This window comes from Pseudomonas sp. 5P_5.1_Bac1 (genome assembly GCF_025466015.1).
GTDB lineage: Bacteria > Pseudomonadota > Gammaproteobacteria > Pseudomonadales > Pseudomonadaceae > Aquipseudomonas.
In genome coordinates this window covers 81,421-106,590 of record NZ_JANLNX010000019.1, presented here as the reverse complement: position 1 = coordinate 106,590, position 25,170 = coordinate 81,421, and the positions used below count along the sequence as shown (strand labels likewise).

At 64.5% G+C, this 25,170-nt stretch carries 17 protein-coding genes; 9 read left to right on the top strand and 8 right to left on the bottom strand.

The window, feature by feature from the left end:
* Positions 1-81 precede the first annotated feature (81 nt).
* The 4 genes from NTD82_RS03960 (at position 82) to mgtA (ending at position 11,016) form a co-directional block, all read left to right on the top strand.
* Positions 82-5,058, top strand: coding sequence for an RHS repeat-associated core domain-containing protein (locus NTD82_RS03960; protein ID WP_262127816.1), 4,977 nt, complete (start codon positions 82-84; stop codon positions 5,056-5,058).
* 298 nt (positions 5,059-5,356) lie between these two features.
* Positions 5,357-6,973: a mechanosensitive ion channel family protein gene (locus NTD82_RS03955; RefSeq protein ID WP_410017024.1), complete on the top strand. Its 1,617-nt coding sequence runs from the start codon at positions 5,357-5,359 to the stop codon at positions 6,971-6,973.
* 402 nt (positions 6,974-7,375) lie between these two features.
* Positions 7,376-8,080, top strand: a complete 705-nt coding sequence (locus NTD82_RS03950; protein WP_262127815.1) for an MgtC/SapB family protein — start codon at positions 7,376-7,378, stop codon at positions 8,078-8,080.
* A gap of 221 nt (positions 8,081-8,301) precedes the next feature.
* On the top strand, positions 8,302-11,016 hold the full coding sequence (gene mgtA, locus NTD82_RS03945) for a magnesium-translocating P-type ATPase (RefSeq protein WP_262127814.1): 2,715 nt from the start codon (positions 8,302-8,304) through the stop codon (positions 11,014-11,016).
* 27 nt (positions 11,017-11,043) lie between these two features.
* Here the strand turns inward: mgtA and NTD82_RS03940 are convergent, their stop codons facing one another.
* The 4 genes from NTD82_RS03940 to NTD82_RS03925 form a co-directional block, all read right to left on the bottom strand.
* On the bottom strand, positions 11,044-11,511 hold the full coding sequence (locus NTD82_RS03940) for a GNAT family N-acetyltransferase (RefSeq protein WP_262127813.1): 468 nt from the start codon (positions 11,509-11,511) through the stop codon (positions 11,044-11,046).
* 26 nt (positions 11,512-11,537) lie between these two features.
* Positions 11,538-12,341: a helix-turn-helix transcriptional regulator gene (locus NTD82_RS03935; protein WP_262127812.1), complete on the bottom strand. Its 804-nt coding sequence runs from the start codon at positions 12,339-12,341 to the stop codon at positions 11,538-11,540.
* 105 nt (positions 12,342-12,446) lie between these two features.
* On the bottom strand, positions 12,447-12,629 hold the full coding sequence (locus NTD82_RS03930; protein ID WP_095153457.1) for a DUF2783 domain-containing protein: 183 nt from the start codon (positions 12,627-12,629) through the stop codon (positions 12,447-12,449).
* 10 nt (positions 12,630-12,639) lie between these two features.
* Entirely contained in the window at positions 12,640-14,334 is a 1,695-nt protein-coding gene (locus NTD82_RS03925) for an FAD-dependent monooxygenase (protein ID WP_262127811.1), read from the bottom strand.
* Positions 14,335-14,527: 193 nt separating this feature from the next.
* Here NTD82_RS03925 and NTD82_RS03920 point away from each other — a divergent pair, with 193 nt between their 5' ends.
* Complete coding sequence (locus tag NTD82_RS03920; RefSeq protein ID WP_095153459.1) at positions 14,528-15,010, top strand: OsmC family protein; 483 nt, start codon at positions 14,528-14,530, stop codon at positions 15,008-15,010.
* On the opposite strand, the gene NTD82_RS03915 is transcribed toward NTD82_RS03920, so the two are convergent.
* The 4 genes from NTD82_RS03915 to NTD82_RS03900 all read right to left on the bottom strand — a co-directional run bounded on the left by NTD82_RS03915 (position 14,932) and on the right by NTD82_RS03900 (position 21,581).
* Positions 14,932-16,086 (bottom strand): hypothetical protein, encoded by a 1,155-nt coding sequence (locus NTD82_RS03915; protein ID WP_262127810.1) that lies wholly within the window; start codon positions 16,084-16,086, stop codon positions 14,932-14,934. The two genes, NTD82_RS03920 and NTD82_RS03915, sit on opposite strands and share 79 nt — an antisense overlap.
* A gap of 96 nt (positions 16,087-16,182) precedes the next feature.
* Positions 16,183-18,438 carry a tetratricopeptide repeat protein gene (locus tag NTD82_RS03910; RefSeq protein WP_262127809.1) on the bottom strand — a complete coding sequence of 752 codons (2,256 nt, stop codon included), beginning with the start codon at positions 18,436-18,438 and terminating at the stop codon, positions 16,183-16,185.
* A gap of 71 nt (positions 18,439-18,509) precedes the next feature.
* Complete coding sequence (locus NTD82_RS03905; RefSeq protein WP_262127808.1) at positions 18,510-20,195, bottom strand: arylsulfatase; 1,686 nt, start codon at positions 20,193-20,195, stop codon at positions 18,510-18,512.
* Positions 20,196-20,258: 63 nt separating this feature from the next.
* On the bottom strand, positions 20,259-21,581 hold the full coding sequence (locus tag NTD82_RS03900) for an alginate export family protein (RefSeq protein ID WP_262127807.1): 1,323 nt from the start codon (positions 21,579-21,581) through the stop codon (positions 20,259-20,261).
* Between the two features lie 446 nt (positions 21,582-22,027).
* On the opposite strand from NTD82_RS03900, the gene NTD82_RS03895 reads away from it, so the two are divergent.
* The 4 genes from NTD82_RS03895 to NTD82_RS03880 all read left to right on the top strand — a co-directional run bounded on the left by NTD82_RS03895 (position 22,028) and on the right by NTD82_RS03880 (position 25,158).
* The gene (locus NTD82_RS03895) at positions 22,028-23,335 is read left to right on the top strand and encodes an MFS transporter (RefSeq protein WP_262127806.1); all 1,308 of its coding nucleotides are present in this window, start codon (positions 22,028-22,030) and stop codon (positions 23,333-23,335) included.
* 46 nt (positions 23,336-23,381) lie between these two features.
* Complete coding sequence (locus NTD82_RS03890) at positions 23,382-23,909, top strand: YbhB/YbcL family Raf kinase inhibitor-like protein (protein WP_410017023.1); 528 nt, start codon at positions 23,382-23,384, stop codon at positions 23,907-23,909.
* A 90-nt stretch (positions 23,910-23,999) separates the two neighbouring features.
* Positions 24,000-24,665, top strand: coding sequence for a M24 family metallopeptidase (locus NTD82_RS03885; RefSeq protein WP_262127805.1), 666 nt, complete (start codon positions 24,000-24,002; stop codon positions 24,663-24,665).
* 64 nt (positions 24,666-24,729) lie between these two features.
* The gene (locus NTD82_RS03880; RefSeq protein ID WP_095153466.1) at positions 24,730-25,158 is read left to right on the top strand and encodes a molybdopterin-binding protein; all 429 of its coding nucleotides are present in this window, start codon (positions 24,730-24,732) and stop codon (positions 25,156-25,158) included.
* Positions 25,159-25,170 lie beyond the last annotated feature (12 nt).

Here is a 25,170-nt window from a genome sequence, read left to right as displayed (position 1 = left end):
ACCTGAACTTCTACCCCTCCTCGCGCAGTGCCATCGGTGCCGCGCGACGGCAACGCACGCGCAATCGACAGGGAGTTTTGCATGAGCGACTTCTATTCCCAGGCTTTCAACTTCGCAACGGCCGTGGACGGCGGCGTCGATACCCGCACAGGCCTGTTCAACATCAACATCCCGCTGCTGCAAATACAGGGCAACGACAACCTTGGTCCCGCCCTGCCGCTAGGCCTGAGCTATACGCCGCTGAACAATGCCGATGTCGGCTTCGGTATCGGCTGGACGCTCGGCCTGAGCTGTTACGACCGCAAGGCCAAGCGCATTTCGTTGTCGAGTGGAGAACAGTACTCGGTCGTGGAAACGCCCAATTCCGTCACTCTGCGCCAACAGAAACTGGACAGCCTGCGCTTCAGCAAAAAGTCGGACGCTTATCTGGTGGTACACAAGAACGGCGAAGTAGAGCAACTTGTCGGCCCCGATACGGCCAGTGATTTCAAGGTGCCCTGCACGTTGTTCTCGCCCCTGGGTCACCGCCTCGACCTGGACTGGGACCTCAGCCGTTCACCACCTCGCCTGCGCTCGGTTAAGGATGAGCGCGGCCAGACATTCCTGACGCTGTCTTACCCTGACGGGAGGACCACCAGCGTGACCACGCTGCACGTCTGGCCGGGCACGAGTGAAGCCTATGACATCACCCTGTCCTTCCAGAACGGCTACCTGAAACAGTTGAAACATGGCGGTGCGACGCCGGCGCTGTCCTGGAACTTCACCTATGAAAACGTCGGCGGGCGCAACCTGGTCACCACCATTGCCGCGCCCACGGGAATGGTCCAGCGTGCCCAGTACCAGCCTGATGCCCAACGGTTCCCGGACGCCTCGCGGATCAGTGGCGGGCTGCCCGCAGTCATGCGTTTCACCCAACAGGCCAACGCTGGCCAGCCGGCGATAATCACCGACTACAGCTACTCGACCTACAACTACCTGGGATACGCCGGTCAGGGCGGCACCTGGTCCAACGATTCGGATTATCTCTACGGCATGCTGACCGACTATGCGTACTGGTGCCGGGCGACCACGGACGGCAAGACAGTAAAACGCACCTACAACAACTTTCACCTGCTGGTCTCGGAAGAAACCCGGGACGCGGGCTGCACCACCAACACCGAAACCCGCTACTTCGCCAAGGCAGCCAGCGGCTTCGACCAGCAGCCGCCGATCTTTCAGTTACCCCAGAGCGTCAAAGTCACCTACACCAACGCCGACAAGGCATCGCGCACCGAGGAAACCGTCAACGACTTCGACGACCAGGGCAATCCGACTTCGCAACTGACCCCCGACGGCACCCTGAACCGCTGGGAGTACTATCCGGCCGAGGGCGAAAAGGGGCTGGCGCCCGCCGAACCCAATGGTTTTGTCAGATTGCTCAAATGCAAGTCCGTGCAGCCACCCGCCGATCTCGGTCCGGCGCCGCTGCGCAGCACCCGCTATCGGTACGCCAACAAGCCCACCGTCCCTGGCAGCCGCACGGTGCTTCCCGCATCGGCGGCACTTCAGGTCGGCGAAGACAGCTTCGCCGATGACCGCCTGCTCAACAGCCGCAGCACCGAATACGTAAGCGACGAACAGTCGCTCGAACTCGGTCGGATCACCCGCATTCAAGACAGCTTGCAGGCGGGGAAAGACGCGTACGTCACTACCCAGGACTTCACCTTCATCAACGAGGGCGAACGTTCGATTCAATCCGTCGACTATCGCACCCACGACGACCTGCGCAACTCGACCACCAGGGTCCAATCGCGCCTGAGCGGTCGGCTCTGGTCAACCACTGACGCGCAAGGCAACACGACCTCGTATGACTACGACAGACTCGGCCGCGTGGTGCGAACCCGCAAAAACCCGGGGACTGCCTTCGAGGCACAGGGCACCATTCTTTACCAGACCGACGACAGTGGCTTGCCGCAGACCGTCGCCAGCGATCCCATGGGCAACATGACCCGAACCACGTTCGACGGACTGGGCCGGACCATTCACCAGGAACAGAAAGTCGCCGACGCCCAGGTCTGGACTGCTGTGTCCGCACAACGCTACGACGCCAGGGGCCGGCTCGTCGAATCCACCACCTTTGACACGATCACCCTCGACGGCGCCGCGCCGCGCGTGCTGCAAGCGAGCGAAACACGCAGCTACGACGGCTGGGGCATGGTGCACACCCTTTCTCGCAGCAACGGCTACCACTTGATCAGCCGCTATGACCCCGTCTCGCGCAGCGCCGAAACGACACTGCAAGGCGACAACCAAGGGATGCGCAGAACCTGGTTCAACGCCCAGGGCAAAGCGGTCCGTGTCGAACGCCTGAACCCCGACGGCAGCGTGGATGGCGTAATTGCCAACGAATACAACGGCGTCGGCTGGCTGATCCGCAGTCGCGACGAACTGGACCACCAAACCGCCTGGCAGTACGACGATTGGGGCCGCGTGATTCGTATCGACCTGCCCGACGGCACCACGGTAACCAAGCGTTATGCCGACGACTCCAGCAGCCCGCAGGCGATTACGGCCATCACCGTCAACGGGGTCAGTCAAGGCAGCCAGCAATTCGACGGCCTCGGCCGGCTCAAGAACAGCCGCAGCGGCGAGCGTCAGTACCGATATGACTTCGCCCACGACAGCGATCCATTGCCGGCACGTATCACCGCGCCGGACGGCAGCATCGCCCATTACAACTACATCACCGAGCTGGGCAATGCAGTCCGCAGCGTCAGCACGGACGGCTGCGAGCAGCGCTTCGACTACCAACCGGCCATGGGCTGGATGCAAAACGCCGGCGAAACCGGCGGCGGCTACCAAAGCGATTACCACAGCGATTACAACACCCAGGGCCAACTGCTCACGGAGTCCTTCAGCGCTACCGGCAACACGCGTCGCACGGCCAGCCGCGTCTACACGCCGAACGGCCTGCCGTTGTCCTACGTCGATATTGCTGGCGCCAGCGAGTCACTGGTTTACGACGATAGTGGGCGACTACAGCGCTTGAAGAACAACCATGCCGATGTCGATATCAGTTATGACACCACCGGCCGCGTCGCCCGTCGCACGGTGACCGACAACCAGAGCGGTGATGTTCTGGAGTTGTCGATGACCTATGACGCCTTCAACCGCGAGTCCAGTCGCGAGCTGAAATCGGCCAGCGAAACCTGGAAGGTGTGTCGCGCCTACCATCGCAATGGCCAATTGAGCACCCGTGAAACCTGGCACGACGGCCAGTTGGCGCGCCACGAAGCCTACGCTTATGACGCCCGCAATCGCCTGTCCCTGTACCAGTGCGCGGGTGAACCGCGCTACTTGCCGCTCGACCCCTGGGGCAAGCCGATCGTGCAACAGCACTTCAGCTACGACGCGCTGGACAACATTGTCCAGTGCCATACCGAGTTCACCGGAGGCAGTGACACCGCGACGTTCCGTTATGACGCCAGCGATACCAACCAGTTGATTGAGGTCCGCCATGACCATCCTGACTACCCCACCAGCATCAAGCTTGCGTATGACGCGTGCGGTCGCCTGATCAAGGATGAAGCAGGCCGCACGCTGGACTATGACAACCTTGGCCGACTGGTCCGCGTAACGGGCGCCGGCACCGACGGCGCCTACCGCTACAACGCCATGAATCAGGTGATCACCCAGCTTGCCGGGCCGGGCAATACCCGGGACCTGTATTACCGCAATGGCCAACTGATCAACGAAACCCTCCGTGAAACCGCGCAGACCACCCGCCTTGTCCGCGCCGGTGGCAGTTGCGTGGCTGAACACCGTGACGGCGCGAACGCCGGCACCGCCCTCCTCGGCACCGATACTCAGGGCAGTGTGCTGCTGTCGCGGCACAACCGTGAAACCCGCGCCTGCGCCTACACCGCCTACGGCCACCGACAAGCCGACAGTGCGCTGCAGTCCTCATTGGGGTTTGCCGGTGAACGCCTGGACCCGGTCAGTGGCACCTACCACCTGGGCAACGGCTACCGCGCCTACAACCCGGTGCTGATGCGTTTCAACGCGCCGGACAGTTTGAGCCCGTTCGGCGCGGGTGGCCTGAACCCCTATGCCTATTGCGTTGGCGACCCAATCAACCGTACCGACCCCACAGGCCACCTGAGTTGGCAAGCCTGGCTGGGTATTGGTCTGGGCGTCGTCGGTATTGTCGCCACGGCGGTGACCTTCGGTGCAGCGGCGGCGCCGTTGCTGGCGACCGAGGGCGTGCTGGCCGCGGCAGCCAGCGGTGCCTCCGCAGTCGGCGTGATCGGTGGTCTGGGCCTGGTGGCCGATGTCACCGCCATCGCCAGCGGCGCGTTGGAGTCCGCCAGCCCCATCGCGTCCTCTGCGCTGGGGTGGGCGTCGCTGGCCTTCGGTTTGCCAGGCATGGTCTCCGGAGCGGCCAGCCTCGCCCGCACCGCCAGCCGTTGGCTGCCGGCCGCCGGCGAGGCGGCGCAAGACACGGCCCGCGCGGTACGTGGAGTGCAGGTGGAAAGCGAAGACCTAGTGACGCTGGGTGGCGAAGTGAGCAACGTTCTTCACTCGAACCCGTACGGTGGGAGCGGCATAACTGTGTTCGAAGATACGTCGACGAGCGGTATCGGCAAGCGCCTGAACATCGTGTCGCACGGACGGCCCGGCGCGTTGATGGTTCACGCCGGTGATAGTGGCGGCTCATTGCTGACGGCGCGCGCGCTAGTTGAACAGTTGGAATTGAGTGGCTTCTCGATGAATGACTACAGCAGTTTTCACATCATCGCTTGCAACTCTGCCACAGATGCGGAAATACAAGGTGTCACGACCCGCGGTACCAGCCTGGGGCGACAGCTGGCGAACCAGCTCGGCAAAACCGTGGAGGCTTACCGCGGCCCCGTCACACTCAAGGGGCAAGGACTGAACGCACTGGTAGAAACCGGTAAAACCACCAGAAACTGGGAAGTGTTGCCGTGGGCTTGGCGTACAGGCGATGTAATTGAGGATACCCGGGGGCTCACTACGTTTCATCCCCGGGCAAGGAGGCCCGTCCCCATGGAGTTCTGACCAGGCACCTCAGCGCAAATGCGCCAACGCCTCACCGGCAAACCAGCTTCCACAGTGATCTGCATGGAACACAAATTCTGTGGTCGGCAGTCCAACCTGTGGGAGCCGGCCTTGCCGGCGATGCGCCGTGCAAGCGGCGCTCGATCTCAAGGGCGATGAAGAGCTGTCGCCCAGGGCCTGGCCGCCATTACCCGGTCTCCTGACCAGCGCCTCATGCTCTTCACACCGCCACAACAGGAGACAGGCCGAACGACCGACACTAGTCTGGTGCTAATCACCAGCGCAGGAGTCGAGAAAGATGGTTAAAGGGATTGGGCTGGCGATCATGGCGCTGCTCTGGACACTGGCGATGCCGACAGGCGCGGCCGAGGAAAAAACGGTCGCACAGACAGAACCGGCACCCCTGAAGATCGCCAACCGCACCATCATCACCTTCCAGGCCGATCTGCTCGGCGAGCCCCCGGAAATCCGCGCCCAGCGCGCCGAAAACGTGATTCGCCAGGTCATGGACAGCCAGGAAGAGCCGCACGTCCACCTCGACAGCATCAAGGATCAGTACCTGGTGCTGATGGGCCAACGCCGGGCGTTTATCGTCACCCCCGACGACCTCATCGACAGCGAGGGTTCGGTAGCGGACCTGGCCGACGGCGCCGCCGCGAGGCTGCGCCAGGTGCTCGCGGAAAACCACGAAGCGCGCAACCTGCAATTCATGCTCAAGGCCGGCGGCTACGCGAGCGCCGCGACGCTGTTGTTCCTTGGCCTGCTGCGCCTGTTTGGCTGGGGCCGTGCGCGGCTGTTGGGCTGGCTGCCCATCAGCGTGCGTAAACACACCGGCGTGTTACGCATCGGCCAGACCCAGTTGCTCGACACCAGCAACTTGCTGCTCGCCTCGCGCCGGTTGGTCGACCTGGTCTACTGGCTGCTGGCGTTGCTGGTCGGCTACGAGTGGCTGAGCTTCGTGCTGCAGCGCTTCCCCTACACCCGGCCCTGGGGCGAAAGCCTCAACCAGTACCTGCTGAACCTGGCGGGGTATCTGCTGGAGGCTATCGCCAGCGCCATTCCCGGGCTGGTGATCGCGCTGCTGATCTTCTTCATCGCCCGCGGCATCAGCGCCTTCAGCAAACGCCTGTTGGCGCGCCTGGCACGACCCGGCAACATCAACTGGCTCAATGACGAAACCCTGCCGCCCACCACCCGCCTCACCTCGCTGGCGATCTGGCTGTTCGCCCTGGCCATGGCCTATCCCTATCTGCCCGGCTCCGGCACCGAGGCGTTCAAGGGCCTGTCGGTGCTGATCGGCCTGATGATTTCCCTCGGCGCCACCAGCGTGGTGGGCCAGGCCGCAGCCGGGCTGATCCTGACCTACACCCGCACCCTGCGCCCCGGCGAATTCGTCCGCATCGGCGAGCACGAAGGCACGGTCACCGAGTTGGGCATGTTCACCACCAGCATCCGCACCGGGCTCGGCGAAGTGCTGACCATCCCCAATTCGATGATCACCGGCGCGGTGACCAAGAACTACTCGCGGGTGGTCCAGGGCGCCGGCTATGTAGTCGACGCCACGGTGACCATCGGCTACGACACACCCTGGCGCCAGGTCGAGGCGATCCTGCTGGAAGCTGCGCGGCGCACACCCGGTGTGCTGGATACCCCGCGTCCGCAGGTGTTCCAGATCGCCCTCTCGGATTTCTACCCGGAATACCGTCTGGTGGCCCAGGCCGTGCCCAGCGAGCCGCGACCGCGGGCGGAGTTGCTGAGCGTGCTGCACGCCAATATCCAGGATGTGTTCAACGAGTACGGCGTGCAGATGATGTCGCCTCACTACATGAGCGATCCGAACCACGAAAAACGGGTGCCGAAGGAGCGCTGGTACGCGGCGCCGGCGCACGAACCCGAGCCGCCACAACAGCAGTAATGAAGGGTTTTCTGTCGCTTCGCTGAACGCGCCGCAAACGGCCTTGACGCCCGGCACAACCGGGCCTTGACTGAGCTCATCGGAGGGCGTACTTTCCGCTCCGTTTTCTTCCCACACAGGAGTCCTGCCTTGGACAGTAGCCCCAGTCGATTGCGACAGGTCTGAACAGCGAGCACGTCCGGCAGCACTCCCCTGCCACTGTCTCGCTGATTACAGCGGACAGTGGCGATTCGCATCCCTGACGGGATGACGACTCCCCATTTTCCCTTGCAGTTTTCCTCCGCGGCGCGGCTGTTACGCGCGGCCTTGGGAGCCTTGCGACCGCGCAATCCATAACCCCGAATAGCGTGCCAGTTTCGTCTGGCGCACCCGCCGGCTGCGGCCGGAAAAACGAGGTGAATCATGGATTGGAAAGTCTTTCTGCTGCGCGCCGCCGCAGCGCTCATCCTCGGTGCCCTGATCGGCGCCGAACGTCAACTGCGCCAGCGCCTCACCGGCCTGCGCACCAACGCACTGGTCAGCACCGGTGCCTGCCTGTTCGTACTGATGACCCAGGCGGTGCCGGGCCTCGGCGCTGACGCGTCGCGCATTGCCGCCTATGTGGTTTCCGGCATCGGCTTTCTCGGGGGCGGCGTGATCATGCGCGACGGCCTCAACGTCCGTGGCCTGAACACCGCCGCCACCCTCTGGTGCACCGCCGCCATCGGCGTGCTGTGCAGCATGGGCCTGTTGCTTGAAGCGGTGATTGGCTGCCTGGTGGTGCTCTGCGCCAACATCCTGCTGCGCGACATCGCCCAGCGCCTGAACCAGCAGGACGTGGTCCCCGCCAGCGAAGTCGAACAGCGCTACGGCGTGGAAATCGTCTGCCGCGCCGAGGACGAAATCCAGGTGCGCAGCCTGATGCTGCACAGCCTCGACGGCGTTGCCCTGCGCCTGCAATCGCTGCACAGCGAAGACCAGGCCAACCCGGCCAAGCTGGAAGTGCGCGCCGAACTGCTCGGCAATCACGGCGCCACCAGCCAGCTTGAGCGCTTGGTCAGCCGCATCAGCCTGGAAAAAGGCGTCAGCTCGGTGCGCTGGCAAGTGTTCGACCTGGCCGGCGAGTGAGCCGGCCACCCCCTCCACCCCAAACTCATCCACCCCAAACAGGAGCTTCCGGAGCCCAGTCATGAATCCAGCCCCCAGTCCCGTGTCACCCAGACCCGGGCCGGACGGCGGCTGACGCGTTTTCTCGCGCCGCTGCCCGGCCTGACCGGCAGCGGCGGCAATTGCCGTGCTGCACAACACCATCCGGTGGTCGCGTCCTTGCGACCGCCCAGGAGTGCATCATGCTGTTCAAACGTTTCGGCCGGCGCCTGCTGGCGTTCTTCGACCACGGCCTGAGCCGGCATTTCCGCCGCCAGGCAATGCTGGAACTGCTGCGTAACGGCAGCGCCCGCGGCAACCTGCCGGTCGAATTCATTCGGCAACTGTCCACCGTCGCCGGCCTTGAAGCCGGTGCCCTCTACCAGCGCTTCGGCACCGGCGCCGAAGGCCTCGACGCCACCCGCGCCGAAACCGTGCGCGACCGGGTCGGGGCCAACGTGGTCAACCAGGAAAAACCAGTCCCGCCGTTGCTGCACCTGTGGTGGTGCTACCGCAACCCGTTCAACCTGCTGCTCAGCCTGCTGGCCCTGGTCTCCTGGCTCACCGAAGACCTCACCGCCGCGCTGGTGATTGGCAGCATGGTGCTGGTCTCCACGCTCCTGCGCTTTTTCCAGGAAGCCCGCTCCAACCGCGCCGCCGAGCGTCTCAAGGCGTTGGTCAGCAACACCGCCAGCGTGCTGCGCAGCGGCGACCCGGCTGTCGATCGGCGCGGTGCGGTGGAAGTACCGTTTCGCGATCTGGTCCCCGGTGATCTGGTGCTGCTGTCGGCGGGCGACATGATCCCCGCCGACCTGCGGGTGCTCGAAGCCAAGGACCTGTTCATCAGCCAGGCGGCGATCACCGGTGAATCACTGCCGGTGGAGAAGTTCGCCCATGCCCGGCGCGCCGTCGGCAGCCCGCTGGAATGCGACAACCTGTGCTTCATGGGCACTAATGTGGTCAGCGGCAGCGCCCGCGCGCTGGTGGTCGGCACCGGCCAGCACACTTACTTCGGCAACCTCGCCGAGCGGGTGTTGAGCAGCGACCGCGAGCCGACCGCCTTCCAGCAGGGCGTCAACAAGGTCAGTTGGTTGCTGATCCGCTTCATGCTGGTCATGACCCCGCTAGTGCTGCTGATCAACGGTTTCACCAAGGGCGACTGGCTGGAGGCTTCGCTGTTCGCGCTGTCCATCGCCGTCGGCCTGACCCCGGAGATGCTGCCGATGATCGTCACCTCGACCTTGGCCAAGGGCGCCGTGGCGCTCTCGCGCAAGAAAGTCATCGTCAAGCGCCTGGACGCTATCCAGAACTTCGGCGCCATGGATGTGCTGTGCACCGACAAGACCGGCACCCTGACCCTGGACCGCATCGTTCTGGAGCGCCACACCGATGTGCTCGGCGTGCCTCGCGAAGCGGTGCTGGACGATGCCTGGCTGAACAGCCATCACCAGACCGGGCTGAAAAACCTGCTGGACGTCGCCGTGCTGGAACATGCCGGCCCGCAGCGGCAAGAACGCCTGGGCAGCGCCTTCAGCAAAGTCGACGAGATCCCCTTCGACTTCCAGCGCCGGCGCATGTCGGTGGTGGTCGGGCACGAAGGCAACGGCCATCGGCTGGTGTGCAAGGGCGCGCTGGAGGAAATGCTGGCGGTGTGCACGCGGGTCCGCCTGGGCGACGAGGAACTGCCGCTGGATGCGCAACTGCTGGCACGTATCCGTGAACACACTGCCCTGCTCAATGATGAAGGCCTGCGCGTGGTCGCGGTGGCGGTCAAGCAACTGCCGGGCGGGCGTGAGCAGTATCGGGTGGCTGACGAAAGCGATCTGCTGCTCACCGGCTATATCGCCTTCCTCGATCCGCCCAAGGAAACCACGGCCGCCGCGCTGCGGGTTCTGGCCGAACAGGGTGTGGCGGTGAAAGTGCTGACGGGTGACAACGAGCGCGTCAGCCAACGCGTCTGCCGTGAGGTCGGCCTGCCGGTGGCCGGGCTGTTGCTGGGCAGCGAGATCGATGCCCTCAATGATCGCCAGCTCAGCGACCGTGCCGCCGAAGGCAACCTGTTCGCCCGCCTCACGCCGGCGCACAAGGAACGCATCGTCCGCCTGCTGCGCCAGCGCGGCCATGTGGTCGGTTTCATGGGCGACGGCATCAACGACGCCCCGGCGCTGCGCGCGGCGGACGTCGGCATTTCGGTGGATTCGGCGGTGGATATCGCCAAGGAGGCCGCGGACATCATCCTGCTGGAAAAAAGCCTGATGGTCCTGGAAGAAGGCGTGGTCGAAGGCCGCAAGACCTTCGCCAACATGCTCAAGTACATCAAGATGACCGCCAGTTCCAACTTCGGTAACGTCTTCAGCGTGCTGGTGGCCAGCGCGTTCCTGCCCTTCCTGCCGATGCTGCCGCTGCACCTGCTGGTGCAGAACCTGCTCTACGACCTGTCGCAGACCGCGATCCCTTTCGACAACGTCGATGCCGAGCAACTGACCCGGCCGCAGCGCTGGCAGGCCGAGGACATCGGGCGGTTCATGCTGTTCTTCGGACCGCTCAGTTCGATCTTCGACATCCTCACCTATGCCGTGATGTGGTTCGTGTTAGCCGCGAACACGCCGGAGCACCAAACCCTGTTCCAGTCCGGCTGGTTCGTCGAAGGGTTGCTGTCGCAGACACTGGTGGTGCATCTGATCCGCACCCGCAAGCTGCCGTTCGTGCACAGCCGCGCGGGCTGGCCGTTGCTGGCCATGACGCTGCTGATCGTCGCTGTTGGCGTGCTGCTGCCGATGTCGCCGCTGGCTAGCTACTTCAAGCTGCAGGCGCTGCCTTTGAGCTACTTCCCGTTCCTGCTGGCGATTCTGCTGGGGTACGTCGGCGTGGTGCAGGCGATGAAAGGCTGGTTCACCCGCCGCTATGGCTGGCAATAAGCCGTTTCCGGGATCGCCTGTATTTCATCAACCGGCGCGGGACAGCTCCCGCGCCATCAACCATTGCTCCTTGCCCCATGCCTCGAACCGCTCCACCACCTGCCATCCGCGCTTGGCGTAATACTCGCTCTGGTCGTGGGTGTGCAGGTACAGGCGGGCGATGCCGGTGGCCCGGGCGTGATCACAAATACCTTCGATCAACTGCTCCGCGAGCCCTCGCCCGCGTGCTTCGGGGCGGATGAACACACAGGCGAGCCACGGACCAAGATCGGCGCGCTCCGGCAGATCGTCGCGGGCCAGTGCGGCGCCGCCGAGCAGTTCGTCCTGGTCGAGGGCGATCAGGCATTTCCACTCACCGTCATGCTGCCCCGCGGCGAATTCCGCCTGCCACTCCGCCAATGGCTGTTCGAACTCGTAGCTGAACTGGCGATGGAGCCAGGTGGCCAGGGTGTCGCTGTGGTGCAGGTGGTGTTCAAGCCAGTCCAGATGCTGCATGGGGAGTCCTTGTTGACGCTCGGGTTTCAGTTTCGGTAGCCCTGGGTTACCAGGCCGATCAATTCACGCAAACTCCCGGTGCCGAGTTTGCGGTACAGCCGCTTGATATAGGTCGCCGCGCTGGACGGCCGCACGCCCAGGCGCCGGGCGATTTCGTCGTTGTCGATGCCGGTCAGCAGCAGGCGCAGCAGCTCAAGGTCGCGCGGGGTCAGCTCCGGGTACAGGGTAGCGAGGCGTTCGGCCAACACCTGCGGCAGTTCGTCGACCTGCCGCCAGGCCAGGTAATGCATGCGCACGATCTGCATCAGCAAGGGTGCCCAGGCTTCCAGGTGGTCAAGCTCCTGGTTGCTGAAGCAGCCATGCTCCCGGCCCCGGTAGAAGTTCACCGACAGCCAGCGATCATTGTCGCAACGGGTCAGCAGCGCCAGGCGTTCGGCGATCTTCGGCTGCTCGTAGCAGATGCGCCGGTATTCGGCGTGGCCGATGTCATCGATGTGCTGGCGTTGCACCATGATCCGTTCACCGCCGCCGCCACTCATGGCCTGCTGGTTGCCGTCCTGGTTGTAGAAGCGTTCGGCATAGTTGGAGGAAATCTTCGGCAGCGACACTTCCCGGGCCCGGTCGGCGAAGGTGAACACCTGTGGGTTGCGGCGCGGCGCATAAGCGAAGACCGTGCACTGAGCCAGCGGAATACCGTTGCCGATCAACTGCAACAGATCGCCGGCCAATTGCCGGCGATAGTCGTGCCCGACATGGGCAAGCAGCCTGGCGGCCTGGCCGATATTCAGGCTCTGCGGCGGCGGCACGGTACGCAACGGCCAGAACTGCATGGCGTTTCTCTCTCGGGGGTTTCGAAGAGCGCGAGTCTATCAGGCTGCCCGGGCAAGCTGGACGCCCTTCCTCGCACAGGCCCATACGAGGAAGGCAGCGGGCCGTTACAAGTCGCGGCCGGCGATCACCGTCAGTTCGCTGAAGCGCTCGACATCGCCCAGGGCCTCGGCGGCCAACAGGGCGAGCTTGACCAGCAGCAGCTCACGCTTGCCGTCAGGCGCCTGGTCCAGGCTGTCGGCCAGGCGGTCATAGAGGATTTCCAGTTCGGGGGTGGTCAGGTGTGCCATGGCGATGTCCTCAGTCGTTTCCCAATGCGGTGTGGAAGGCGGCGGTCAGGGCGTCAGCGCCCAGTGCTCGCCAGCGGGCGCAGACATGCTGGTCCGGCCGGGCCAGGTAAGCGCTGCCGGCCTGCGCAGCGTATTTGCGCCGCAGATGGCCATCGGGGTCGACCAGGGTCAGATCGGCAGCGTCGACCGGGAGCGCGCTGCCCACCGCGATCAGCCGCAGGGGAATGCCCCGAGCCCGCACTGCCGCGACCTGCGCCTGGGTCTCCAGCGGCAACGCTCCGTCATCGGTGAAATACAGCAAGTGGAATGCCGCCCCCAAGTGATCGAACAGGTAATCGTCGTCGCCCAGGCGCACGTTCAGCAGCGGCGCGCCGGCCCGCGGGCCGTGTGGGAACAGGCTGTCGTCGGCCTTTGCGCAATTGAGCGGCGAATCGGCGTAGTCATGGGGCCGCGAGGTGCGCCAGTGAAACAGCGGCCGGACGAAATCCTGGGACAGCGACAACGACAGCACCGCGTCGCGCAGCAGGCGCTGGCCGGGGCTGGGCGGCGTCATGAAGCGCGTGCTCTTGCCCGCCTCCTCGATGATTTCCCGAGCCGCCGCCACCCGCTCATGACTGTAGGACGGCAACAGCCGCGGCCCGGCCAGGCCCTTGATCTGCAACGCCAGCTTCCAGCACAGGTCGTTGACGTCCTGAAACCCGGTGTTGGCCCCGCGAACACCGAAGATCGGCAGCAAGTGCGCGGCATCACCGCTGAAAATCACCCGCTGTGCGAGGTAGTCCGGCAGGGTCAGGGCGCGGGCGGAATACACCGAGCACCAGTCCAGCTCCCAGGTGCGGTCCGCCATGCCCATTAAAGAGAGCTGGGCGTCGATGCGCTGGCGCAAGGATTCCGGGGCCAATGCCTGTTCCGGGGTTTCGTTGGCGGGCAATTGATAGTCGATGCGCCAGATATCCCCCGGCTCGCGGTGCATCAACACGGTGTTGCCGGGGTTCCAGGGTGGATCGAAATAGGCCAGGCGTTCGGTGGGCAGGTCGAGCTTGATGCGGATATCAGCGATCACGAAAAGGCCTTCATAGGCCGCGCCCTCCAGCTTCAGCCCGAGCAGGCCGCGCAACCCGGAACGGGCGCCGTCGGCGGCGATCACCCAGGCGCTTTCCAGCGCGTACACGCCGGCCGGGGTGTCCACTTCCAGACAGGCATGGTCCGGCGCCTGGCTCAGGCCGACCACCTTGTTGCCCCAGCGCAGCTCGATCAGCGGATTGGCTTCGGCTGCCTCCACCAACGCGCGTTCCAGGCACGGCTGCTGCAGGTTGGTCATGGGCGGGAAGCGGTCGTCCGGGTCATGCGGCGCTTCCATGCGGAACACCAACTGATTGCGGTAGAACGAGTTGCCAAAGCGCCAGCCGAGGCCGGCCTCGGTCACCCGCCCGGCAACGCCGACCTGCTGCAGGATCTCCATCGAGCGACGGGTAAACACAATGGCGCGGCTGCCCTCGCTGACCTGTTGCTCGGCCTCCAGCACCACCGAGGGAATACCGTAACGGGCCAGTTCCAGCGCGGCGGCGAGGCCGATCGGCCCGGCGCCGACCACCACCACCGCCTCGCGCCGGGTTGCGCTGGCCGCCATGTCGGCGGTGAAAGCGGGATAAACCTGATAATCGAAATACAGCGAGCGCCGCGGCTCGGTCGATGGACTGTGCATCGTCAATGCGTCTCCGGTGTTCTTGTGGTTATGGGACGGCATGCTAAGCGTGATCGAGGCGCGGGCATGTCCCCAAAAGGGGACAACCGGTCTGGCTTGTTGCGCGCGGACAATTCGGCCCGGCGCCCGTGCCTGTTTCGCCCGATGCCGCCACGGCGTAGGCTCGGGGCCACGTTCATTCAGGAAGGGTCCCATGGCAGACAAACAACACCGCTACGACGTCAACGTCACCTGGACTGGCAACCAGGGCACGGGGACCTCCAGCTACCGCGGCTACAGCCGCGACCACCTGATCCAGACGCCCGGCAAGGCGCCGATCGACGGCTCGTCCGACCCGGCCTTCCGCGGTGATCCGGCGCGCTGGAACCCCGAAGATCTGCTGGTCGCCTCCCTCTCCGCCTGCCACAAACTCTGGTACTTGGGCCTCTGCGCCGAAGCCGGCGTGGTGGTGCTCAGCTACGAGGACGACGCGCAAGGCGAGATGGTCGAAGAACACAGCGGCGCCGGGCAGTTCACCTCGGTGGTACTGCGGCCGCGGGTGGTGATCGCCGCCGGCTCAGACCTCGGAACCGCCCGCGAACTGCATCACCTGGCGCATCAGAAGTGTTTTATCGCCCGGTCGGTGAATTTTCCGGTGACGCATGAGCCGGACATCTCAACCGCTTCGGCCGGTTGAGTCTTGTTGCGCGGTTTCTTCCATTCCTGATCGGGCTGGACAGGCCCGATCAGCGGCTGGAGGACGAGACCCGCCTCTGTGCCACCGCAGGTCTTCATTACCCTCGATGAGGTCAGGCTCAAGCCGACCAGATGGACCTTCGAGATCGGCTGAGGCGCGATGAAACTGTGCCGGTAGCCCTTGGCTCTCCGGGCAATTTCCCGTTGCAGCAGCCCGATTGCGACGCTGGGCGCCGAATCGATGGAGCCGCCGCTGTTCACGCTGATCCTGCGCATCAGGCGTGAGGCTGAGCGCAGGTAGCGAGTCGTCAGCCAGGCCAGCGGCAGTACGATAACCGCCGCGCCCTTGAAGCAGGCCAACGCCAGGGACGACTCCGAGTCCCATAGCGCAAAGACCAAAAGGGGCACCTGAAACAGCCCCATGATGAACAGCGTGCGGATTCGCCCCATAAGAATCCTGAGCTTGCCCACCCGACGCTCCTTCTTTTCATCACGCTCGCTGAACATCCAGCTTTTCAGCACGATGTCGTATTGATCACTGACCTGACGCAACTGCCGGAGTGCGTTGACCATCGAGTCTGTCACCGCACGACGATGCTCGAAGAAGTCCCGCTTGACGTGAAAGCACAGCACATACCTGGAAAGGCGGATGCCTGGCAGGGTCGGAGCCCGCTCGATCGAGAGCATCAACCCTCGTCCCAGTGGCAACGACCACCCTTTCGCGCCGAGCATCAGTTGCATCGGGACTGCGACAGCGATGGCAAACACGATCAGGTTTAGCGCCGGGAAGATAACTGGAGCCAGATTAAAGGCAGGGAGCAGCAGACCACTGGCTACGTGATAAAGGACACTGACCGGCAGACTGACACCGCCGAGCAACAGCAGGCTGAACCCGATACGGTTCATCAGAAGGCGGTAGAGCCTGAGCAGGTTGTGCCGGAGTGGAACACGGAAATCCTTACGCCGGCCCGGGATCAGCAGACACACCACTATCCAGCACCAAGTGAAGATACCTGCACAGTTGAGCAGAACCAGAACGTAGTGCCAGAGCGGAAGTGACGCGAGGGTTTCGAACATGCCGTACCTTGAATTTCCCGGAGCCGGCGCCTGAACGCTGGCGCCGTGAATGCATATCGGCGTCCATGCCGAAACCCTTAGCGCTGGACCTGCGCTTCAACGACTGCGTGCCTGAATCGCCCGGATCAAGCGCTGACAGCGCGGGTCCGGCGAGCCATCACAGTAACCCAGCGCCTCGTCGGTGCGACCCGCCCGCGCACTGAGGTAAGCCAATCCATAGCGCAGGTCGGGATTGTCCCGGTCCTGCTCCAGCCCTTTCAAAAACGCCGCCCTCGCCTCTTCCGTGCGCCCCATCCGGCTCAGCAGCAAGCCCAGGTTGTACTGGGCTCGCGGGCCGTCGGCGCGTTGTAGCCAGGTGATTGCTTCGTCATTCTTGCCCTGCTGGCCGAGCACAAGACCTAGGGAATAAGCCAGCTCAGGCTGTTGCGGCTGCAGTTCCAGGCCGGTACGCAACAGTTGCTCGGTTTCGGCGACTTGTCCTTGCGCCATCAACAGCCGCGCAAGCCCCGTGCGCGCCGGGACGTAGCGCGAATCCTGCTTCAGCGCCTGACGGTAGTTGTCGATCGCGTCGACGGGACGGTTCAGGCGCTCCTGCAACACAGCGAGATTCAAGCGCGCAGCGGGCAAGTCGGTGTTTTCTCGAAGGCGCTCCAGGTGGTCGTTCAGTTGCGCTTCCAGGCGGTCGGCGACGGGTTGCGCAAGGTCGGCACTGCGTTGGTCGGCCAGACCTCTCGCCGCCTGATCGCGTACTGCGAGGCTCGGGTCCTGTAGCAATGGCAGCAGGTATTTCAGGCGCTGCGCCGGCGTTTGCCCTTCCAGGGCGCGGGCCGCTTGCAGGCGCACCTGCGGGCTGTCGTCGCCCAGCGCCTTGACCAGGCTGGGCTGGAGCGCATCGCCGTAACCCGCGCCCAGTTCGACGGCGCTGGCGCGGACAATCGCCGGTTTGCCAGCGTCTTCGATCAGCTTCGCCAGTTGCGGGATGACACTGGGGTCGTGGCGGCGGGCGGCGGCGAAGGTTTCGCCGTAGTGCGGCTCGCGTTTCGGCTGGCCAAACCAGCCCTCGATGGCGCTGGCCGCCCATGTCGGGGGCTTGTCCTGATGGCACGCAGTGCAGGCGTCCGGGGCGCCGGTCGTGCCGTCGAGGTCGGGGCGCGGAATGCGCAAGGCATGGTCGCGACGGGCGTCCACGCCCATGTAGGTGCGGGTCGGCATGTGGCAACTGACGCACTGCGCACCCGGCGTTCCCGGTGAATGGTGGTGGTGCTGCGGGGTGTCGTAGTCCTGCTTGACCAGGCTGGGGAAGCGCGGGTTGCCCACCGGGTTGTGGCAGGCCTTGCACAGGTCGTTGCCTTCGGCGCGCAACGTTGTGGAATGCGGCTCGTGGCAGTTGCTGCAAGTCACACCCTTGGCGAACATCTTGCTCTGGGTGAAGGAGCCATATTCGAAGACTTCGTCGAGGATCTGTCCGTCGGCATGGTAGAGCCCGTCGGACAACACCGCCGGACGCATGGCGTCGAGCAGCGGTTTGCCCGGCTGGCTGCCATTGCCCAGCGGCTGACGCCGGCTGTGGCAGCGGGCGCACTGCTCGACCAGATAGCCTGGCTCGGCGCGATGAAAGTCCACCGCCAGGCCCATTTGCGCCGGGCTCATGGCGGGCGACGGTTTGTCCGGGTGCTGTTCAGCCCAGTCAAGATGGCGCTGGCCAGGGCCATGGCAGCTCTGGCAACCCACCGCCATTTCGCTCCAGGTGGTCTGGAAGGTGTCGCTGGCCGGGTCGTAGCCTTTGCGCAGGTTGCCGGAATGGCAATCAGCGCACATGGCGTTCCAGTTCTGGTAGCGGCCGGTCCAGTGCAGGGCGTCATCCGGGGTGAAACGCTGTCCGGGATGTAGCGAAAACCAGCGTTGTCCGCCTTTGTCGCCGGGCCGGCTGTCCCAGGCGACGGTGAGGCTTTGCAGGCGGCCACCGGGGCGCTCGATCAGGTATTGCTGGAGCGGATCGAAGCCGAAGGTGTAGGCAATGGCGAAATCCGCGGGTTTGCCGTCTTCGCCCTCGGCGTTGACGAAGAAGCGCTCGCCGCGCTTGAAAAACCGCATGCGGATGCCATCGGCGTCGCTGAAGGTGGTGTCGTTGAAGTCGCCAAGCACGTTTTCGCTGTTGGCCTCGCGCAGCGACCAACTGTGATGGGAGTTGGCCCAGGCGCTGGCTTGGGTTTGGTGACAGGCGGTGCAGCGTGCCTGGGCGACGTAGCCGTCGGAGAGGTGTTCACTCGGCGGGCGCGGGTCGGCCGCGCCGAAGGGGGACGCGAGGATCAATAGCAGGGTCAGGCAGTGCAGGTGCGCACGCAAAGGCATTGTTGTTCTCTGTCTTGAGGAGCGCTTTGCTGAGATCGCTGCGGTTCGAGGCCCCGAACCGCAGCGAGGGATCAGTAACCGCTAACGTGGTCCGGCAGGATCACATGGTTCTCCTGCGCATACTGGTCCCAGACCTTTTTCAGTTCCGCCACTTTCCCTGGTTCCTTGGCGCTCAGGTCATGCCGCTCGGCCATGTCCGACTGCAGGTTGAACAACTGCCAGTCGCCCGTGCCCCAAGGTTTGGGCATGTGTACCAGTTTCCAGTCGCCCTTGCGCACGAAGCGCTTGCCGAACAGTTCGCCGCCCTGGGTGCGCTCGGCGACTTTCTCGCCTTTGAGCAGCGGGATGATCGAGGTGCCGGTCATGGGCACCACATCGCGCCCCTTGTACTGCTGCCCCGGATGCTTCACCCCCGCCAACTCCAGCAGGGTTGGCGCGAAGTCCTTGACGCTGACCAGTTGATCGAGCTTTTTCCCCTGCGAATCGGCCCCCGGAATGCGGATGATCCCGGCCGTACGCGTGCCACCCTCGGTCGGGAAGCCCTTGAACAGGCTCAGGGTCGGCGCGGACACCCGCGACCAGTTCGGGCCAAGGAAGGTGTAGGAGCCCGGCTTGCCCATGTGGGCGTAGCTGAAGTCGTTGGTCTCGTCGATCACTTTGCGGATCTCTGGGAACTGGTCCGCCGGCCAGGTCTCGTCGAGGTCGTGGCCTTCGGCACCGTTGTCGGAGATGAAGATCACCACGGTGTTGTCGTACAGACCGTTCTGACGCAGGTAGTCGAACACCCGGCCGGTGTTGGCGTCCATCTGGTCGACCATCGCCGCGTAGATCTCCATCGCCCGCGCCTCGCGCTGGCGTTCTTCGGGGCTGAGGCTGGCCCAGGCACGGCCTTTCGGCGAGCGCGCGGCGGGCTCGGCGTCCTGCGGCACCAGGCCGAGCGCTTTCTGCTTGTTCAGCCGGGCTTCGAGCAGAGCGTCGTAGCCGGCGTCGTAGCGACCGTGGTATTTGGCGATGGCCGCGTCAGGCGCCTGCAGCGGCCAGTGCGGCGCGGTGAAGGCCAGCATGCCGAAGAACGGCCGGCCGCTGTCTTTATCCGCGGCGATGTAGCGGATCATCCGGTCGGCGTAATACTGGCTGGAGTAGCTGAAATCAGCGGGCAGTGCGTCCAGGCGCTTGCCGTCCTGGGCGTAAGGCGCCTTCGCGTCCGGGGTCGGCGCATAGGCCGGCTTCATGTCGGGATAGTGGCTGGCGCCGCCGCTGAGCAGGCTGAAGGAATGCTCGAAACCGCGCTGGTCAGGGCCGGTCTGTTCGGTCTTGCCCAGGTGCCATTTGCCGGTCAGGTAGGTGTCGTAGCCGGCGTCGCGCAGCAGCGACGCGATGGTCACCGCGCGGTCGTTGAGGTAACCCTCGTAGCCTTTCTGGCCTTCCTGGTTGGGCGCGGTCTCTTCGGCCATGTTGCCCAGCCCGACCTGATGCGGGTCGGCACCGGTCAGCAGCGCGGCACGGGTCGGCGAACAGGCCGGCATGGCCTGGAAGTTGGTCAGTTGCACGCCCGAGGCGGCCAGGGAATCGAGGTTTGGCGTCTCGATCTCGCTACCGAAACTGCCGAGGTCGGCGTAGCCCATGTCATCGGCGACAACCAGCAGGATATTGGGGCGCGCGGGGTCGCTGGACGCTGCCTGGACCGAGACGACGGCCAGCGAAGCGGTCATGCCGACGGCTGCGGCAAGCGCCGTGCGGAAAAAGGGAACACGCATCAGGAATGTCCTTTTTTATAATTGGTTTTAGGAAGTGGGAAGCCACTCGGGCCGGAAAAGTCATCAAAAGGCGAAGGAAACTACCAACTGGCTGTAGAGATTGAGGTCATCACTGCCCAGTTGCGATCCGCCGTCCTCGGCACTCTTCTTCGGTTTGTACAGGCCGACCAGCGGACTGACGGTGAAATTGCCTATGGTCCAGTCGACGTAGAGGTCGAGTTCCTTGGCATCCAGGTCGCCTTGCGTGCGGTCGAGGGTGTTGAAATCGAAATACAACACGCCCATCGCCACGTCCGGGTGCGGCGTCAGGCCGAGGCTGAGCATGTGGATACCGGCGTTGCGCTGGAACGGCCCAGAGTAGTTGGCCGCCACTTCGCCCTGGAACCAGGTGCCGTAGCCGCGACTGAAACCGCTGAACAACGGGTCGTAATCCTCCGAATAGCGACTGTAGCGATAGCCGACCCGTGGCTGCCAGGGCATGCCTGAGAAGGTCCAGCCGGCTTCCGCATACCAGGCGTGTTCGTCGCCCAGGCGTTTGTCTTCGTGGGCGTACTCGAAGGACAGGAACAGGTCCTTGACCCCGGCATTGCCCTGGGCTCGCAGGCTGGTGATTTTCAGGCCGTCGCGCTGGCCGCTGAAGGCGTTGGCCAGTTTGTCCTCGACATCGAGGCCCTTGACGTAGGTCAGGCCCACCGTGCCCTCCGGCGCGACATGCTCGAGCACGGCGACGCCCAGTTCAGGCTTGGCCTTGAGTTCGTTGTCCGACTTCAGCCAGATCAGGTCGCCGCGCCAGCCCTGCTGCCCGCCGAGGCGCAGCCAGGCGGTCTTGTCGAACGCGTTGCGCGCGGTGAGGTAATAGGCGCCGCCGCGATTGGCGCTGCCACCGGCGAGGTTATTGCCGACGCTCAGGCCGTCGCCATTGATGATGAAGCCGTCACCGACCTTCACTTTCTGGCTGCCGACGGAAATATCCACGCCGTCCTTGCCCAGCGCCGGGAACAGATCCCCCGAGCGCCAGCCGGCGTAGGCACGGTCGACGTCGGTGCGACGCTCGGTGCCATCGGTGTAGCCGGCGGCATCGCCCTCGCCCCAGGTGCCGTTGCTGACCAGATTGAACTCGCCGTACAGCGACGAATTGCCTGCCTCCGGGAAACGCGTGGTACCGCTCAGACCATAACGCAGGAAGGCTTCCTGCCAGGCCACCGACCCCGGGTCGATCGGTCCGCCCTGGTTGTAGCTTTCGTCGCTGTGGAAGAAGCCCAGGGCACCCTGGACATTCAACTTCAGTGTGGAATCCGCGGTGGAGTGCAGCTCGTAGGCCGACGCGCCGGAAGAAATGGCGCTGAGGGCCGCGGCCAGTAATGAGCCATGGCGAAACCTGTTCACATCAATCCCCTTTATTTTTATCGTAAGGACTACCGCAAGGTGCGATTCATCTGAATCTTGATCGCTGGGGGATTAACTCATCTGGGTGGACAGGATTCTTGTACCTGGCTGCCGGGGGATTTGCAGGTCTCTGCCACTGCCCTTCCCCTCCTGTAGGAGCGAGCTTGCTCGCGATATGCGCTGATGGCCCTTCGCGAGCAAGCTCGCTCCTACAGGGGTGTGGGTGGAATGGTGCGTGGGGGCTCCAGGTGCCTGCGACACTCCGCCACACCCCTACCCATCTGTCAGCCACCCTCGAAAACCCATTAGAATCTCGCGCCCTTTTTCGCCTGGTCACTTCGAGCAGCGACAATCCCAACAACGAGCAGCCCCGGTCCGCAACGGTCCGGCTGACGTGCGCGCGCGTACCAAGGGTCTGACCGCTAATCGAAACTCTTGAGGTACGTATGTCTCCGCGTTTGCTGGCGATGGCGCTGGCACCCCTGCTCGGGCTGTTTATCATGGCCCTGGGCAATGGCTTTCTGTCTTCCCTGACCACCCTGCGCCTGGATGAAGCCGGCGAATCGGCCACCATGATCGGTGTGGTCTCGTCTGCCTATTTCATCGGCCTGACCCTCGGCGCCGTGTTCAATGACCGGCTGATCCTGCGCATCGGCCATATCCGCGCCTACAGCAGCTTCGCCTCGCTGATCGCCGTGACCATCCTGGCCCAGGGCCTGTTCGTCGACACCTGGGGCTGGATGGTGCTGCGGATGATCAACGGCTGGGCCACGGTCGGCGTGTTCCTGGTGATCGAAAGCTGGCTGTTGATGGCCGGCGACACCAAGGTCCGCGGGCGTCTGCTGGCGCTGTACATGATCGCGTTCTATGGCGCGGGCGTGGTCAGCCAGGCGGCGCTGGGTGAAATTGCCGGCTGGGGTGACCAGGCGCCGTTCATGATGGCCGGCATGCTGGCGGCGCTGTCGGTGCTGCCGATCGTGATCCTGCCGCGGGTGTCGCCGCTGCTGGAGCACGTCGAGCCGCTCAAGCCGCGCCAGTTGCTCAGCGTGACCCCGACCGGCCTGGTCGGCTGCTTCGGTTCCGGCCTCGCCATCGCCGCGGTCTACACCTTGCTGCCGCTGTACCTGCAACGCATCGGCCTGGCAGTCGGTGAAGTCGGCACCATGATGGCCTGGGTGATTCTCGGCGCCATGCTGCTGCAGTACCCGGTGGGACGCTGGTCGGACCGCAAGGACCGCCAGGATGTGCTGATCGTGCTCGGCATGCTCTGCACCGTGCTGTCGGTGGTCATCCTGCTGCTGCCGTCCGATTCGGTGCTGCTGCCGGTGATGCTGTTCCTGCTCGGGGGTGGCGTGTTCGCCGTCTACCCGGTGTCGGTCAGCCATGCCGCCGACCGTGCTCCGGTCGAGGCGCTGGTGCCGATGATCCAGGGCATGCTGCTGATCAACTCGCTGGGGTCGGCGATCAGCCCGGTGGCGATTTCGCCAGTGATGAACAGTTACGGCGAAGTCGGTCTGTTCTGGGCCATGGCGGTGATCAACCTGACACTGGTGAGCTTCTTCCTGTGGCGCCGCGGCAAGCGCCCGGTGCCGGCCAATCCTGCGCCGTTCGTGCCGTCCGCGACCTTCTCGCCAACCGGTGCCGAACTGCGGGTGACCGACGATTTGCGCCACGCCGCCCAGGAACATCCGCCGGTACCGGAAATGGGCGAATACGCCGGGTCGCCGCCGGTGCCCCGCGCCGGCGTCGAGTAAGCGTCTACACTGCGGTTCCCCGAAGCTCATTCAAAGGTGAACCGCAGTGAAAACACTGATCCCCGCCCTCGCCCTGCTGGCCTTCGCAGGCGCCGCACATGCGGCGCCGCTGTCCATCACCTCCACCTCCTTCACCGATGGTGGCCGGATTGCCCTGGCCCAGGTCGGTCCTGATACCGCCTGCGGCAAGGGCCAGGAGCGCTCGCCGCAGTTGAGCTGGTCGAACCTGCCCGAAGGCACCCGCTCGGTGGCCCTGGTGATGTTCGACCCGGATGGCGCCAAGGGCCTCGGCGTCGTCCACTGGGTGGCCTACAACATCGATGCCAAACGTGGCGAACTGGCCGAAGGCGTCAGCGAAGGCATCACCGTCGGCAAGAACGTCAAGGGCGCCACTGTTTATCGCGGCCCCTGCCCGCCCGCCGGGGACAATCCTCATCATTACGCCCTGACCCTGATCGCCACTGACCTGGCACCCGGCGCCCTGCCCGACGGCCTGGACCGGGACGGTTTGCTCAAGGCATTGCAAGGGCACGCACTGGGGGCGCAGAGCCTGGTCGGGTTGTACGGGCACTGAGGCTCACCAAACAAAATGTTGCAAGAGCCATCGCCATATAGAAGTCTATACAGCGAGAACACCCAAGAGCCCTTGAACAGAGAGCCACCGATGAACACCGCCGTGTACCCCAAGGAAGCCACTGGCGCGAATTACGCGCTGGAATTGATGCAGTACGCCCAGGCCCGGACCTGGGAAGCCGTGGACGCTATCGCCGCGGTCATTCGCCCCGGCATGAGCGAGTCCGAAGCCACCGCCCGCGGCAAGGAGATCCTTGCCGGGCTGGGCATGGAACGCATCTGGCACCCGCTGCTGGTGCGTTTCGGCGCCAACACCCTGAAAGCCTTCAACCAGCGCTCGGACGGCGACCCGGTGCTGGGCGACAACGACATTTTCTTCATCGACATGGGCATCGTCTGGAAAGGCCATGAAGGCGATGCCGGCGCCACCTTCGCCGTGGGCGACGACCCGGAAATGATCGCCTGCGCCGCCGCGGCCAAGACGCTGTACCAGCGGGTCGAAGCACACTGGCGCGGCGAGAACTGCAGCGGCGTCGAACTCTACGACTTCGCCCGCCAGGAAGCCGAAGCCATGGGCTGGACGCTCAACCTCGACATCAAGGGCCATCGCGTCAGCGACTTCCCCCACGCCATCTACCGCGCCGGCGACCTTGGCGACCTGGCCGAGCGGCCGAACCGCGGGCTGTGGATCCTGGAAATCCAGATCGCTCACCCGAGCAAGCCGTACGGGGCGTTTTACGAAGACCTTCTGAGCTGAACCGACCCCGGCTACACTCTCCCTCTTTACGGCCAGGCCGATGCTCACAATCGAGGGAGAGACGATGAAAGTCAGCGCACGCAACGTATTCAAAGGCAAGGTCAGCGAGGTACGCCCCGGCGCCGTCAACAGCGAGGTCATCCTCGAACTGGGCGGCGGCGAGACGCTGGTGGCGGTGGTCACCGTGGAAAGCGTCAAGAGCCTGAACCTGGTGCCCGGCGCCGAAGCCATCGCACTGGTCAAGGCGCCCTGGGTGATGCTGATGACCGATGCCGACGGCATTCGCTTGTCGGCGCGCAACTGCCTGGAAGGCAAGGTCATCAGCGTCACCGATGGCGCGGTCAATGCCGAAGTGGTGCTGGAGTTGACCGGCGGCACCCGGGTCTATTCCATCGTCACCCGCGACGCCGTGCAGGAGCTGGGCCTGGCCAAGGGCGTCAGCGCCACTGCGGTGATCAAGGCTTCCCATGTGATTCTCGGCGTCCCCGCCTGATCCACTGCCCCG

Coding starts and splice junctions, on each gene's coding strand:
- NTD82_RS03935 (WP_262127812.1), bottom strand. CDS start 12,341: ATGCAGTTCTGGCCGTTGCGTACCGTGCCGCCGCCGCAGAGCCTGAAT.
- NTD82_RS03910 (WP_262127809.1), bottom strand. CDS start 18,438: ATGCCTTTGCGTGCGCACCTGCACTGCCTGACCCTGCTATTGATCCTC.
- NTD82_RS03930 (WP_095153457.1), bottom strand. CDS start 12,629: ATGGCACACCTGACCACCCCCGAACTGGAAATCCTCTATGACCGCCTG.
- NTD82_RS03880 (WP_095153466.1), top strand. CDS start 24,730: ATGAAAGTCAGCGCACGCAACGTATTCAAAGGCAAGGTCAGCGAGGTA.
- NTD82_RS03905 (WP_262127808.1), bottom strand. CDS start 20,195: ATGCGTGTTCCCTTTTTCCGCACGGCGCTTGCCGCAGCCGTCGGCATG.
- NTD82_RS03895 (WP_262127806.1), top strand. CDS start 22,028: ATGTCTCCGCGTTTGCTGGCGATGGCGCTGGCACCCCTGCTCGGGCTG.
- NTD82_RS03955 (WP_410017024.1), top strand. CDS start 5,357: ATGGTTAAAGGGATTGGGCTGGCGATCATGGCGCTGCTCTGGACACTG.
- mgtA (WP_262127814.1), top strand. CDS start 8,302: ATGCTGTTCAAACGTTTCGGCCGGCGCCTGCTGGCGTTCTTCGACCAC.
- NTD82_RS03885 (WP_262127805.1), top strand. CDS start 24,000: ATGAACACCGCCGTGTACCCCAAGGAAGCCACTGGCGCGAATTACGCG.
- NTD82_RS03920 (WP_095153459.1), top strand. CDS start 14,528: ATGGCAGACAAACAACACCGCTACGACGTCAACGTCACCTGGACTGGC.
- NTD82_RS03950 (WP_262127815.1), top strand. CDS start 7,376: ATGGATTGGAAAGTCTTTCTGCTGCGCGCCGCCGCAGCGCTCATCCTC.
- NTD82_RS03925 (WP_262127811.1), bottom strand. CDS start 14,334: ATGCACAGTCCATCGACCGAGCCGCGGCGCTCGCTGTATTTCGATTAT.
- NTD82_RS03915 (WP_262127810.1), bottom strand. CDS start 16,086: ATGTTCGAAACCCTCGCGTCACTTCCGCTCTGGCACTACGTTCTGGTT.
- NTD82_RS03940 (WP_262127813.1), bottom strand. CDS start 11,511: ATGCAGCATCTGGACTGGCTTGAACACCACCTGCACCACAGCGACACC.
- NTD82_RS03960 (WP_262127816.1), top strand. CDS start 82: ATGAGCGACTTCTATTCCCAGGCTTTCAACTTCGCAACGGCCGTGGAC.